The sequence below is a fragment of the Geobacillus sp. E263 genome, from assembly GCF_007197795.1.
Lineage (GTDB): Bacteria > Bacillota > Bacilli > Bacillales > Anoxybacillaceae > Parageobacillus_B > Parageobacillus_B toebii.
The window spans coordinates 892,162-905,921 of sequence record NZ_CP041632.1 but is presented as its reverse complement, the minus strand read 5'-3'; the positions used below and the strand labels follow the sequence as shown (position 1 = coordinate 905,921).

The following is a 13,760-nucleotide window of genomic DNA, read 5'->3' as shown; positions in this document are numbered from 1 at the left end:
TTTTAATATCACATTATTTCATCCCAATGACTAAAGTCATGGGCTTTCATAATGCAGTTTTCGTAAGCCGTATTCGTTTTGCAGAAGAAAAAAGAGACGACCTGCTACATCGTCTCTTTTTTGCTTATTGTTCACCAATAATCATTACTCTCCTCGTCATGCGGTTCTGTAAATAATTGTTCTTCCGTACGAGGAAACGCTGAAGTGGTTGGTGCTTGTGTGAATGGATATGCCGTCCCTGCCGCCGGATATGGATAAGGAGCAGGTGCAGCTGGCGGATAGTAGCCGTACGACGCCGGCGGCATGTATGGATAAAACGCTGGATGCCATCCATATCCTTGCATTACTGGTAAAATCGGTGCACATGGCATAATCGGATAAGAAGAAGCAGGTGAATATGAAGGAAATGGTGGCATATTTGCCGATGCCGGATTTACTGTTGGTGATGTATGCCCTGGCATTAGTGGCACTTCACCTGATTCACCGCTGCTTTCTTCAATACCAGGAAATGGATGAGAACCACTTTCCGCATCCCCATATGTTGATGGTTGTAGATATGTTGGATAGTTAACTGGCATGGTTGGCATAGGCGGAAAATAATATCCCGCACCTGGTAAAATAGGAGTTACCGGGCCACACGGCTGTGGTGGCATTGGTGCAACAGGCGCTCCTCCCATCGCATATGGCTGCTGCATCATCGGAACGTATGGAGCTTTTGGAAGTTCTGGTGGTGTATCATCATCCGCTGCTAATTCTTTTTCTTCTACCGCCTCAGCAGGGCTTTCTAATTCTTGTTTCATGATTCCTGGTAAAATATTTTCTGGTTTTGGCGGAATCGGCGGAACATTAGAAATCGCATTAGAAAAGTTAATATTTACGTTTGGCGTTACTGGTGGAATCGTATGCGATAACGGTGGAATGTTGAACTGCTTTTCCTTAGAACCTAGTGCGGCATTATCTGATTTCGTCCCTTCGTTCACCGGCGCTTTTGGCGCTTCCTCGATCGGTGCTTTTGGCGTTTCCTTGATCGGTGCCTTTGGCGCTTCCTCGATCGGCGCTTTTGGCGCTTCCTTGATCGGTGCCTTTGGCGCTTCGTTCACCACTGCCTCGGGAGCCTTGTTTACCTTTTCTTCTTTTATAGGCTCCGAAAACTCCGCCTCAATGTTCACCGATGCAAACGGCTTTGTATGGGCATACGGGTGCTCTATATTTTCTTCTTTTTTCGGAGCCAGATTAATTTTTGTTTCTTTTTTCGGCGCTTCTTTTTTTACCGGAACTCCCGCAGTCGGTACTTTAATTTTCATTCCCGGCATAATCATATCTGGATTGCTCAAATGACCGTTCATTTTCTTTAGTTGCTCAAAATCGACCCCATACTTTTGCGCGATTTTCCAAAGCGTATCGCCCTTTTGGACAATATGGATTTTCACTCCGTTCCCCTCCTAACCCGAAACTATTAACGTTGTATCTCAGCTTCCGCTTGTTGTCACCATCATCCTTCAACACAATTTATGATAAAAGCCGTTGTTTTATGATAAAAAAATCATCCTGCCCAGCGGAATATCACTGTCTGACAGGATGATTAGTTCACTTTTTCCTTTACGCCAGCGCCAGCATCCGCGCAAGCGCCTGCGCCGCATCTTTTGCAATTAGCGGGGGAACGGTAATTTGGTTAACAATTTCCCCTCTTTCAAGCGATTCAAGCGCCCATAGTAAATGTGGCAAGTCAATGCGGTTCATCGTGAGACATGGGCACATATACGGATTTAGCGAAATAATTTCTTTATCTGGATGTTCGTGCATCAGGCGGTTCACCAAATTCATTTCCGTGCCAATCGCCCATTTGCTTCCGGAAGGAGCGTTTCGGATCGTTTCAATAATGTATTTCGTGGAACCAGCATAGTCGGCTTGCTGTACAACATCCCAGCTGCACTCCGGATGAACGATAATGTTCATATCCGGCTTTGTCCGACGAATATATTCAATATGACGGACAGTAAAGTTTTCGTGAACGGAACAATGTCCTTTCCAAAGAATCACTTTTACTTTCTTTATATCGCCTTTGTATTCTAAACGATCCGTATGCGGATCCCATACCGCCATCTCGTCTAACGAAATTCCAAGCTCATAGGCTGTATTTCTGCCTAAATGCTGATCTGGCAAAAAGAAAATTCTCTCTTTTTGCGTAAACGCCCATTCGACCATCTTTTTCGCGTTCGAGGAAGTAACGGTCGCGCCGCCGCGGCGTCCAACGAACGCTTTAATCGCCGCCGTCGAATTCACGTATGTTAACGGCAAAATCGTGTCACCAAACAGCTCTTGCAATATCGGCCACGCTCGCTCCACTTGTGTAATGTCCGCCATATCAGCCATCGAGCATCCGGCCCGCATATCCGGCAAAATGACTTTTTGATGGTCACCCGTTAAAATGTCTGCCGTTTCTGCCATAAAATGTACACCACAAAATACAATGTATTCCGCTTCACTATTTTGCGCCGCTACTTGCGCAAGCTGCAGCGAATCGCCTGTCGCATCGGCAAATTGAATCACTTCGTCTTTTTGATAATGATGTCCCGGGATAAACAATCTTTTTCCAAATCGCTCTTTTATTGCCCGAACACGTACTTCCATCTCTTCCATGCTCATCGTTTTATAACTTTCCGGCATATCGTCAAGCCGCTTCATTATTTCTAGCACGTTCATTATTTTCTCCCCCTATTCCATCCTTGCAAATGAAAACTAATATCTAGCGCTTTAGCAGAATGTGTCAACATACCGAGCGAAATATAATCTACGCCAGTTGTTCCGTACGCAGCGAGGTTTTCTAATGTAATCCCGCCAGACGCCTCGGTGACAATCGGCTTTGGCACTAGCGAGACAAACTCGCGCACTTCCTCTGGAGTACGATTATCAAACATAATGACATCAGCCCCCGCCTCCACTGCTTCTAACACTTGCTCTTTCGTTTCTGTTTCCACTTCGATTTTGACCATATGACCAAGCTTTGCGCGCACCGCCCGTACCGCTTTCGTAATCGAACCGCAAAAAGCGATATGATTATCTTTAATCATGACACCGTCGTACAAACCAAAACGATGATTATATCCTCCTCCGCATACAACGGCGTACTTTTCTAACATCCGTAAGCCCGGCGTTGTTTTTCGCGTGTCACAAATGCGCGTATGACTGCTGTTTAGTATCATTACCGCTTGATGTGTTAACGTAGCGATGCCGCTCATTCGCTGCAGCAAATTTAATATAACGCGCTCCCCTGTCAATAGCGGAATAACCGGCCCAGATACAACGGCAATCGTCTCCTCTTTTTTTACTTGTTCGCCATCACGTTTATAAAGCGTTACATCGATGCCTGGATGCAATAGACGATATCCTATAGTAATAATATCTGTCCCCGCTAACACCCCATTTTCCTTCGCCGTAAACGTTCCTGTCGCCCATTCATTCTCTGGAAAAATCATTTCGCTCGTAATATCGTGTTCACCAATATCTTCAATGAAAAATTGCTGCAATAGCTGTTGCAATTTGAGTGTATTCATCGTGTCCCTCCGCTCTTCCAGCAAATTGTTATACCGTTACGGTCAGCTCTTTTTTTGTCCGCCGAATACGCCGTTGTCTCCATTGTTCTCTCTCAAACGGATAATCGGTGCGATAATGCCCGCCCCGGCTTTCTGTACGCTCTAGCGCCGATGTTGTTATAAGCCAGCCGGTTAACAGCATATGAATAACCGTAATTTCCTCGATGGAAAAATCATCAAGCGAACCATTCGCAAAGTCAGACAACGGAAATTGTTCAAACCACTGTTTTGCACGTTGCAGGCCTTGTTCATGACGAACGATGCCCGCATATATTGACATGATGGTTTGAATGGTTGGTATTTCTGGTAAATCGTTCACGCCCCTTTTGATACTGTGTATATTATTTGTTTTTTTACGTAATGGTGTCGGCGGCGCTGTTTCTCTTCGGATCGCCTCTGCAGCGCGCGCTCCGAACACAATTCCCTCCAGCAGCGAATTGCTCGCCAACCGATTTGCCCCGTGAACACCTGTACATGCCACCTCTCCGACGGCATATAACTCTTGTATGGAAGTCTGTCCGCAATCATTAACCAAAACGCCGCCCATCAAAAAATGAGCGCCTGGCACAATCGGAAGCCTGCCTGTTTCCATATCAATACCATGTTCCGCGCATAGATTTGCCATCGTCGGAAATCGTTCGCGGTAACTCGGAATCGCTGAAATATCTAAATAGACACGATGTCCCTTGCTCATTTCGTCATGAATAGCACGGGCTACAATATCGCGGGGAGCCAAGTCTTTTAGTGGATGGACATGTTCCATCATTCTCCGCCCGTCTTCTGTCACTAACACCGCACCTTCGCCACGTACTGCTTCTGAAATTAAGCCAACCGCTTTCCCATCGACAAACAACATCGTCGGATGGAATTGGATAAATTCGACGTCGGCAATAACCGCGCCGGCGCGATAAGCTAATGCAATCCCATCCCCTGTAACCGTTGAAGCATTCGAAGAAAAAGCATACATCCCCGCGCATCCTCCCGCTGCGAGCACGACGGCGCTTGCATAATAGCACGAAATCTCTCCTAATTGATTTTTCGTCTTAATTCCGACGCAGCGGCCATTTTCAACAAGCAGTTCGATGACATACTCGCCCTCCACGATCGTCACGCGTCCCATTAACTTTTCTAACAAAAACGAGACGATGGTTCTCCCTGTTTGGTCTCCTCCTGCATGCAAAATCCGCCGTTTACTATGCGCCCCTTCCTGTCCAAGATGTAGGATGCCATCCTGATTGACATCGAATGATAATCCTGCATTTATTAATTCGCGAATTCGTTTTGGCCCCTCACGAACGAGCAGTTCAACCGCCTTTTCGTCATTATGATGACAGCCAGCAGTCATCGTATCATCAAAATGACAACGCCAATCATCCTCCTGTGAAACGGACGCAGCGACACCACCTTGTGCCAGCCATGAATTGCTTTCTTCTTTTTTTGTTTTTGTGAAAATCGTCACATTTTTATGTTCATGCAAATAATAGGCAGTGGTTAACGCCGCAATGCCGCTTCCGATGATAATAACTCCATTTTCTGGCATAAAATTGCCTCCTAATTTCATACTGTCTTGACACCTATATTTACATATATTTAAACTAATGACAAGAGTTTTGTTAACATTTTGTGAACAAAAGGAATGATTTTGATGATTTATCTTGACTATGCCGCTACAACACCGATGAGCAAAGAAGCGCTAAATGCCTATGTAGAAGCAGCTGACGCTTACTTTGGAAATGCAAGCAGTTTACACGATATTGGAAGCAATGCCGAACGACTGTTAACCATTTGCCGAAAAGAACTTGCGACGCTTATTGGCGGCGAGGAACGGGGTATTTATTTTACAAGCGGGGGAACAGAATCCAATATTCTTGCTATTCGTTCGCTTATTAACGCGCATCGCCACCGCGGAAATCATCTCATAACAACCGAGATTGAACACGCTTCCCTTTATCATCTATTCCAACAATTAGAAAAAGAAGGATTTGAGGTCACTTATTTACCGGTTAACCGTTTTGGACAAATTGATATCGGCGATTTAAAACGGGCGATTACACCAAAAACGATTCTCGCCTCCATTCAACACGCTAATTCAGAAATCGGAACAATACAGCCAATTGCCGAAATTGGACGGCTGCTTCGGCGTCATGGGGTAATCTTTCATAGCGATTGTGTCCAAACTTTTGGTAAAATACGAATTGATGTGAAAAAGATGTTTATGGACAGCCTTTCGATTTCTGCCCATAAAATTTATGGACCAAAAGGGGTCGGTGCGGTATATATTGACCCGCGCATCAACTGGCAGCCATGCTTTCCTAACGCCACCCATGAATACGGATTTCGCCCGGGAACAGTCAATGTGCCTGGAATCGCTTCTTTTATCACCGCGGCACAGCACATTTGCGAAAATATAGATGCCGAACAAACTCGTTTCGAGCAGCTGCGCCGTTACTTGCTGGCGCTTATTCGTGAAAAAGGCTTGCCTGTTACGGCAGAGGGGCATCCTAACGTTCGCCTGCCACATATTATCGGGCTTTGCGTTCATGGAATTGAAGGGCAATATGTCATGTTGGAATGCAACCGTGATAACATCGCCATTTCCACTGGAAGTGCGTGTCAAATTGGAAAACAAGCTCCTTCGCGGACGATGTTGGCAGTTGGAAAATCTGTAGAGGAAGCAAAACAGTTTATACGTGTTTCATTCGGGAAATGGACGATGGAAAAAGACATTGACCAACTTGTGTCTTCCCTTGAGCGAATCAGTCAGCACAGAAAGGAGTTTGAATAAATTGAAAGAAGAGAAAAAAATTCTCGGGGAAAAGCGGCGCCAGCTCATTTTGCAGTGGCTAAAAGAAAGCAAAAGGCCGATCACCGGCGCCGAGCTCGCCGCAAAAACAAACGTCAGCCGCCAAGTAATCGTGCAAGATATTTCACTATTAAAAGCGCGCAATGAACCGATTATCGCCACGAGCCAAGGATATTTATACTTGCCGCCAAACATTCCAGCACAAACATATACGCGCACCATCGCGTGCTTTCATACGCCTGAACAAACAAAAGAAGAATTATATATTCTCGTTGACCACGGCGTCACTGTCAAAGATGTGAAAATCGAGCATCCCGTATATGGGGATTTAACCGCTTCCGTGATGGTCAGCAATCGGCTGGAAGTCGATCAATTCATTCAAAAAATTGAAGAAACGAAGGCATCGTATTTGCTGCAGCTGACAGATGGCACTCATCTTCATACGATTGAAGCGGATTCGACCGCCAAGCTCGACGCTGCCTGTCATGCTCTCCAAAAAGCCGGGTTTCTCATTGAGTCGTAGAGATTCGCCCCTTACAATAATTTCGAAACAACTGAAAGGAAGAATGGTATGGGTTACATTGAAGAACTGCGCGCCCTTATCGGCCATCGCCCCGTCATTTTAGTTGGCGCACTGGCGATCATCAAAAATGAAAAAAACGAAGTATTGCTGCAAAAGCGCAGACAACCTAAAGGATATTGGGGGCTCCCGGGCGGATTAATGGAGCTTGGGGAATCGGCCGAGGAAACAGCAAGACGGGAAGTATGGGAAGAAACAGGACTCACCATCGGAAGCTGCCGGCTCCTCGATGTCCTTTCCGGACCAGACACGTACGTGAAAGTTCCTAATGGAGATGAATTTTATGCCGTTACAATCGTGTATGAAACGAATGAATTTTCCGGAGAAATCCGCGCAAATCCTGAGGAATCATTAGATGTGAGGTTTTTTCCAATTAACGAGCTTCCAGAACAAATGATCCAAAGCCATTGCCGCGTCATAGAGAAACATATAAAGCCATCCCCGCCGCTATAGGTTAGGGACGGCTTATTTTTTATCACAGCCTCCTCCGCTAAGCGAAAATATAGGGAGAGAGGTTTATATAATATAATACGGATAACTCCCTAATACTTGCACGGTGCAATCGAGCGCTTCAAGTTCAGCGATCGCACCTGGAATTAACACTTCATCCATCTTTTGGTCAATATCGATGATAAAAAAGTAGTTTCCTAATCCCGTTTTCGCAGGGCGGGATTCGATTTTCGTCAAGTTTAATTTGCGCCACGCAAACGCGGAAAGCACTTGGTGAAGAGCGCCGGGCTGATCTTTCGGAAGCATCACCATCAATGTCGTTTTATCCCCAGCATACAGCGGCGAATCGATTTTCAGCGGTTCGTTTTGCTTGCGGACGATAATAAAACGGGTATGATTATAATCATAATCGTGAATATTTTCTTGCACGATCGTAAGCCCATATTCTTCGGCCGCCAGCCGGTTGGCAATCGCCGCAATCGGAAGGTGCGGACGTTCGCTGACGAATTTCGCAGCTGCGCTTGTCGATGTCATATATACGTGCTTTGCTTTTTTTAAATTAGCGTGCAAAAATTTGTGACATTGCGCAATCGCATGTGAGTGGGAATAAATTTCTTTCACTTCCGTCCAATGATGCGCATGGTATGGGTGGACCATTAAATGCTGTTGAATGGGTGCGATAATTTCCCCAACGATTGGAAGCAATTGTTCATGAATTAAATAATCGAGCGTTAAATTAACCGAGCCTTCTAACGCATTTTCAAGCGGTACTACCCCAGCATCAATCTCTTCATTGCTTACCGCATCAATGCATTCTGGAATGGTATGGTATGGAATTTTTTCTGCGCGAGGAAACATCGTTGTTACCGCTAAATCGGTAAATGTTGCTTTTGGCCCTAAATAACCAATTTTCATTTTAATTGCCTCTCCCTTACTTTAATACGCTCCCGAGCCAACAATTTCAACTTTTTCGATAAATTCAAGCCGCCGCAACTTCGCAAGCAGCTCCTCAATATCTTCTTTCATCTCGTTTGTGCTAATAGATAGAGTAACATTTGCACGACCTTGAAGCGGAATCGTCTGATGAATCGTCAGCACGTTGCAGCCTGCTGCCGCAACAACGCTAAGCAGTTGGGAAAGGGTGCCGGAGCGGTCTTCTAAATGAAAAAATAATGTAACAATACTTTCTTTCACTACCGCTTGAAACGGAAATACCGCGTCACGATACTTATAAAATATGCTCCGGCTGACATCCACTAACCGCACTGCTTCCGCGACAGAATCAACTTTTTTTCGCTCTAGCAATTCTTTTGCTAAAAGCACTTTTCGCATCGCTTCTGGCAATACGTCTTCACGAACTAAGTAAAATTTTTTATCCATCGTGCCTCCCTCCCCTGCCCCTTTAAGCGTTAATCAACAAACTCAAATTCATAATCCAAAATCCTTACAATGTCTCCATCTTTCGCACCGCGCTCACGCAGCGCATCATCGACCCCCATTGCCCGCAACTGTCGGGCGAAACGGCGAACGGATTCCTCTCTTGAAAAATCAGTCATTTTAAATAACTTTTCGACTTTTTCTCCAGATAGAATAAACGCTCCATCACTGCCTCTTGTAATCGTAAATGGCGGCTCCTCTTTTTCATACTTGTAGACGACGCGCTGCACCGCTGGCTCTTCCACTTCGTGAAGCGGGAATTCCGGCGTCGTTTCTAAAAGGTCGGCGATTGCAAATAGCAGTTCGCGCACCCCTTGTTTAGTCACCGCGGAAATCGGAAAGATCGGCACATCGTCCCCGATTTTTTCTCTAAACTTTTGCAAATTTTCTTCGGCATTCGGCATATCCATTTTATTGGCAGCGATAATTTGCGGGCGTTCCGTTAACCGCAAATTGTATTGTTTTAACTCCTCGTTGATCACTAGGTAATCTTCGTACGGATCCCGCCCTTCTGTCGCCGCCATATCAATGACATGGACGATGACGCGCGTCCGTTCGATATGGCGCAAAAATTGATGGCCTAATCCGACGCCTTGATGGGCGCCTTCAATCAGCCCAGGCAAATCGGCCATGACAAAGCTTCTGCCATCATCCGTTTCGACCACGCCTAAATTAGGAACAAGCGTAGTGAAATGATATTCGGCAATTTTTGGCTTCGCCGCAGAAACGACGGACAGAAGCGTTGATTTTCCAACACTCGGAAAACCGACTAAGCCGACATCAGCGAGCAGTTTTAATTCGAGAATGACATTGCGTTCTTCTCCCGGCTCCCCGTTTTCCGCGATTTCCGGAGCAGGGTTTGCCGGCGTGGCAAAACGTGTATTTCCTCGTCCGCCGCGTCCGCCTTTTGCGACGACAAATCGTTGACCGTTTTCTGTTAAATCCGCTAATACTTGATTGGTGTCCGCATCGATGACAACCGTCCCCGGCGGTACTTTGACGATCAAATCTTCACCGTTTTTTCCGTGCTGATTTTTCGACATGCCATTTTCGCCTCTTGGCGCCTTAAAATGACGCTGATAACGAAAATCCATGAGCGTCCTTAATCCTTCGTCAACAACGAAGACAACGTCTCCGCCTTTTCCGCCATCACCGCCGGCAGGTCCGCCTTTTGGAACATATTTTTCACGGCGAAACGCAACCATTCCGTTGCCGCCGTCGCCACCTTTTACGTAAATTTTCACTTGGTCGACAAACATCTTGTTTTCCTCCGATCTATTCTTGATGCCATGACTGTTTATTATTTTGCACAAAAACCAGAAATAATAGTGTCTTATATAGGAACACGATCGTTTCTGTTCATGTAAAATAGTGCACAAGGTCGGCAAGCAAACGCTTGATGCTCTCAGTAAAAATGTTGCATCCATCCACTAGTGAACTACCCCCACTTAATTTTCTAGCGAAAATTTGAAGTGGGGGCTTCCAAAGAAGTTTGACTGCTTCAAGCAATCCTTATTCTTTGAGGCGTGTCCACTTCGCCGCTAGAGCATAAGACACTCAGGTCTACAGCTTTACTTTTCTTTAAGATGTTTAATGCACCATTTACATCAGCATTGATTAGTTTGCCGGACTTTGTTCGATACAAACCTCGCTTAATACGTTTGCCACTGAACTTATATTCTTTTGGATTGTCGGCATTATATTCAGGAATCTCATCCCCGTCAAAAAAGCTGGCTTTAGACGTATATGACTCTTCCTGTTTGAAGAATTTAATGCCGTAAAATTTACAAAGATACTCTAGTTTTTCTTTTATATTACCGAGAGGAATATTGACAAAGTTTTGATTTGTCTTTTTTCCTAGATTCATATTGCGCTGCAATGTTTCCGCATAGCCAATGACAAGTTTGCCAATTTGATTTTCAATACAGTAGTTTATGATGTAACGGCAAGTCTTGTTGATATAATCATTCACTTTATTATTGCGATTCATAGCAAGCAAAGCTTGTTTACGGGTTGTACCTTTGATTTTTTGCTTATCTTTTATGCTTTGAAGTCTGGCATTTTCTTTGTTAAACCATTGATTAATACTTTTTAATCTCCGCCCATCAATGATAAACGATCTGCCGTCTGATGTGACACAAGTGGCAAGATTATTCACTCCTAAATCAATCGCCAGTGCTTTTTGGTCATTTAATTCTCTTTGATCTTCAGGCATTTCATATTTGTACTGAATCTCAAAGAACCTGGCATGATGTTTAGGAATGATTTCAATCTGCTTAATCTTTTTGTCCAGTAACACAGGCGGAATCGTTATCGTGATAGGCTTGTGAGTCTTTTTAAATAGGCGAGAATACGGTATCGTAAATTTGTTGCCGTCTATACGAATTTGACCAATGATTAGTGAATGAAAGCCATCTTTTTTAAGATATTTTGGGATACTGATAGCCTTGTAGTCATATTTGCCTTGTTTGGCTAGTTTTACTAAGCCAAAGAAAGATTTAAAAGCCTCATTAACCTTTTTTAAAATTTGCTGTGCCATGTTGCTGTTTAACAGCTTATAGTTTTCGTTCGTTTTGGCAAGATGATAGTTTTTCTCATAATTAAGAAATTCCTTGTGTTCAAAATAGTATTGTCTGACATTGTACAATCCGACGTTGTACATGTTCTTGGCAATATGGCACAGTTCTCGAAGAGTCAAGTATTCTTCTTTGGTCAAACCATTTAGCTGTTGTTTGATACAAAAATACATTTTTTCACCTCCCATCTAACTATATGATACTATATTTTACTGAATCTATCCTATTTTCAGCAAAATATAGTTAAGGCGATTCATCTCCCACTTACTCCGCTTCGCTTCGTTGAAGTGGGAGTCTTCTCGCCTAATTAAGATAAAAATAAGTAGCTTTTATTATATCTATTCAGTAAACCGCGGCCACCTGTTCCATCACGAATGCCGTCAAAGGATAATTTTTATAAGTACGGTCATCTCATTATTATGTATATCAAAAGATTCGAGATGGATCGCCGCTTGCTGTCGATGCTCACGAAGCCATTGAACAATGATATCCTTATCTTTTATCGTTCCGCTGTAATCAAAAAACAACTTTACTTCCTCGCTTAACACTTCAATGGAAATGCTCATATGATTTTCGTCATGCGTATCCGCTTGTTGTTCCATTAAATTCAAAAAATTGCTGCTCCATGTTGTTAAATCTTCGTCATAAGAGGATAAATCACATTCATCCCCAAGCACTTCATATTCTAATGAAATAAACCGTGTTTGCCAATTATAAGTCATCATCCATTCCGCAAATTGTACCGCTTTTAAATTGGTAAGCTTCGTTTCCTGCTGCATCTCGCCAATAATTTCATCAATAATTTCGTAAACTCGCTCTATTTTATTTAGCGTCAAATTCCCTTTAATAAGCTGAATTTTATTCAGCCAGTCGTGGCGGGAATGACGCAATACATCCACTATTCTCCATTGCTTTTCCATTCGTGTTCCACTATCCTCCACTGTTTTTCCATCCGTAGCGTTCTATTCATCAATCACGCAACTTGATCGATCGTCCATTTATCTTTACTATAGCATTTTTCTACAAGAAACGTGAATGCTTTTTCACGCTTTTCTGAAAAAACAAAAAGAAAACTCTAACCAAGACAAGGTTAGAGTTTCCTTCTCATTTGCTTATGCTTCTTTGCTAACAGGATATACGCTTACTCTTTTGCGGTCACGGCCGAGACGTTCGAAACGAACGATGCCGTCAATTTTCGCATAAAGCGTATCATCGCCGCCGCGGCCAACGTTCAATCCTGGATGGATTTTCGTACCGCGTTGACGGTAAAGAATCGAACCGCCAGTGACGAATTGGCCGTCAGCGCGTTTTGCGCCAAGGCGTTTCGCAATGGAGTCACGTCCGTTTTTTGTCGAACCTACCCCTTTTTTCGATGCGAAAAATTGGAGATCTAGTCTTAGCATCTATGTCACCTCCCGCTATCGTTGAATAACGCGAATATATTCTCCGTAATCACGTTCTATCGTTTGTAAAGAAACGAGCATCGCTTCAAGGAGAAGCTGAACTTTCTCTGCCGTTGCTTCATTTTCAATAACAGGAAGCTCGCAGCGGAGATAGCCGCCATTTTCTCCTTGTGTAATATGCGGTTGAACGTTCGTTAACGCGATGATCGAATTGACCGCGCCAAACGACACTGCAGATGCTCCAGCACAAACGATATCTTGCCCATGGTTTGCAAAATTCGCATGTCCTTTTATCGTAAATGCGCGAATTTTGCCTTCCTTTGTGCGCTCAATTTCTACTTTAATCATCCCAAATGCCTTTATGCATTAATTTTTTCAATTACTACTTTTGTGTAAGGCTGACGGTGGCCTTGTTTGCGACGATAGTTCTTTTTCGCCTTATATTTGAAAACGATAATTTTCTTTTGACGGCCGTGTTTTTGTACTTTCGCCGTTACCGTTGCACCTTCTACTGTAGGGTTGCCGATTTTTACTGTTTCGCCGCCTACGAATAATACTTTGTCAAACGTTACCGTTTCGCCTTCTTGGGCGTCGATTTTTTCGATGTAGATTTCTTGTCCTTCTTCTACTTTAATTTGTTTACCGCCAGTTTCGATAATTGCGTACATGAATTGCACCTCCCTATATAGACTCAGACTCGCCAGCGACAAGGCGGTTCGGGATGCCGAACGCTTTATAAACCCGCGCTGAGCGGTTGTAGTACGGGTGCTAAAAATACGTTGCACCGTCTTTTGTCCGTTTTCGCGAACGGTACAAAATTGTCTACAACACGTGAAATAGTACCATAATACAACTAGAACTGTCAATACATTTAACATTTTTCCCATGAAATCTCCCACCTCTAAAGGAATGGAGGTG

The 13,760-nt window shown here is 44.0% G+C and carries 15 protein-coding genes and 1 other annotated feature; of the genes, 3 read left to right on the top strand and 12 right to left on the bottom strand.

The window, feature by feature from the left end:
- Positions 1-131 precede the first annotated feature (131 nt).
- The 4 genes from safA to nadB form a co-directional block, all read right to left on the bottom strand.
- Positions 132-1,430, bottom strand: coding sequence for a SafA/ExsA family spore coat assembly protein (safA, locus tag FNL97_RS04585; protein WP_143415133.1), 1,299 nt, complete (start codon positions 1,428-1,430; stop codon positions 132-134).
- Positions 1,431-1,599: 169 nt separating this feature from the next.
- On the bottom strand, positions 1,600-2,703 hold the full coding sequence (gene nadA / locus FNL97_RS04580) for a quinolinate synthase NadA (RefSeq protein ID WP_143415132.1): 1,104 nt from the start codon (positions 2,701-2,703) through the stop codon (positions 1,600-1,602).
- Complete coding sequence (nadC, locus tag FNL97_RS04575; RefSeq protein ID WP_143415131.1) at positions 2,703-3,554, bottom strand: carboxylating nicotinate-nucleotide diphosphorylase; 852 nt, start codon at positions 3,552-3,554, stop codon at positions 2,703-2,705. Before nadC ends, nadA begins: the two co-directional genes overlap by 1 nt.
- Before the next feature lie 28 nt (positions 3,555-3,582).
- On the bottom strand, positions 3,583-5,133 hold the full coding sequence (nadB, locus tag FNL97_RS04570) for an L-aspartate oxidase (protein ID WP_108430392.1): 1,551 nt from the start codon (positions 5,131-5,133) through the stop codon (positions 3,583-3,585).
- A gap of 105 nt (positions 5,134-5,238) precedes the next feature.
- Here nadB and FNL97_RS04565 point away from each other — a divergent pair, with 105 nt between their 5' ends.
- From FNL97_RS04565 to FNL97_RS04555, 3 genes are read left to right on the top strand one after another with little or no spacing between them, the layout of a single operon-like run.
- Complete coding sequence (locus FNL97_RS04565; protein WP_143415130.1) at positions 5,239-6,378, top strand: IscS subfamily cysteine desulfurase; 1,140 nt, start codon at positions 5,239-5,241, stop codon at positions 6,376-6,378.
- 1 nt (position 6,379) lies between these two features.
- On the top strand, positions 6,380-6,919 hold the full coding sequence (locus tag FNL97_RS04560) for a transcription repressor NadR (protein ID WP_015864641.1): 540 nt from the start codon (positions 6,380-6,382) through the stop codon (positions 6,917-6,919).
- Between the two features lie 48 nt (positions 6,920-6,967).
- Positions 6,968-7,429, top strand: a complete 462-nt coding sequence (locus tag FNL97_RS04555; protein WP_143415129.1) for an NUDIX hydrolase — start codon at positions 6,968-6,970, stop codon at positions 7,427-7,429.
- Between the two features lie 63 nt (positions 7,430-7,492).
- Here the strand turns inward: FNL97_RS04555 and pheA are convergent, their stop codons facing one another.
- From pheA to rplU, 8 genes are all read right to left on the bottom strand, one after another.
- Positions 7,493-8,341: a prephenate dehydratase gene (gene pheA, locus FNL97_RS04550; RefSeq protein WP_015864643.1), complete on the bottom strand. Its 849-nt coding sequence runs from the start codon at positions 8,339-8,341 to the stop codon at positions 7,493-7,495.
- Positions 8,342-8,362: 21 nt separating this feature from the next.
- Positions 8,363-8,806 (bottom strand): transcriptional regulator ThrR, encoded by a 444-nt coding sequence (thrR, locus tag FNL97_RS04545; protein ID WP_015864644.1) that lies wholly within the window; start codon positions 8,804-8,806, stop codon positions 8,363-8,365.
- A 29-nt stretch (positions 8,807-8,835) separates the two neighbouring features.
- Positions 8,836-10,122 (bottom strand): GTPase ObgE, encoded by a 1,287-nt coding sequence (obgE, locus tag FNL97_RS04540; RefSeq protein ID WP_143415128.1) that lies wholly within the window; start codon positions 10,120-10,122, stop codon positions 8,836-8,838.
- Positions 10,123-10,364: 242 nt separating this feature from the next.
- Positions 10,365-11,612, bottom strand: a complete 1,248-nt coding sequence (locus tag FNL97_RS04535) for an RNA-guided endonuclease InsQ/TnpB family protein (protein WP_012749019.1) — start codon at positions 11,610-11,612, stop codon at positions 10,365-10,367.
- Positions 11,613-11,819: 207 nt separating this feature from the next.
- Positions 11,820-12,359: a sporulation initiation phosphotransferase B gene (locus FNL97_RS04530; protein ID WP_143415127.1), complete on the bottom strand. Its 540-nt coding sequence runs from the start codon at positions 12,357-12,359 to the stop codon at positions 11,820-11,822.
- 192 nt (positions 12,360-12,551) lie between these two features.
- Entirely contained in the window at positions 12,552-12,842 is a 291-nt protein-coding gene (gene rpmA / locus FNL97_RS04525; RefSeq protein ID WP_015864647.1) for a 50S ribosomal protein L27, read from the bottom strand.
- A gap of 15 nt (positions 12,843-12,857) precedes the next feature.
- Positions 12,858-13,190: a ribosomal-processing cysteine protease Prp gene (locus FNL97_RS04520; RefSeq protein WP_015864648.1), complete on the bottom strand. Its 333-nt coding sequence runs from the start codon at positions 13,188-13,190 to the stop codon at positions 12,858-12,860.
- Between the two features lie 11 nt (positions 13,191-13,201).
- Positions 13,202-13,510, bottom strand: a complete 309-nt coding sequence (gene rplU / locus FNL97_RS04515) for a 50S ribosomal protein L21 (RefSeq protein ID WP_015864649.1) — start codon at positions 13,508-13,510, stop codon at positions 13,202-13,204.
- Between the two features lie 15 nt (positions 13,511-13,525).
- Positions 13,526-13,608 (bottom strand) — a sequence feature (ribosomal protein L21 leader region).
- Between the last annotated feature and the right edge of the window lie 152 nt (positions 13,609-13,760).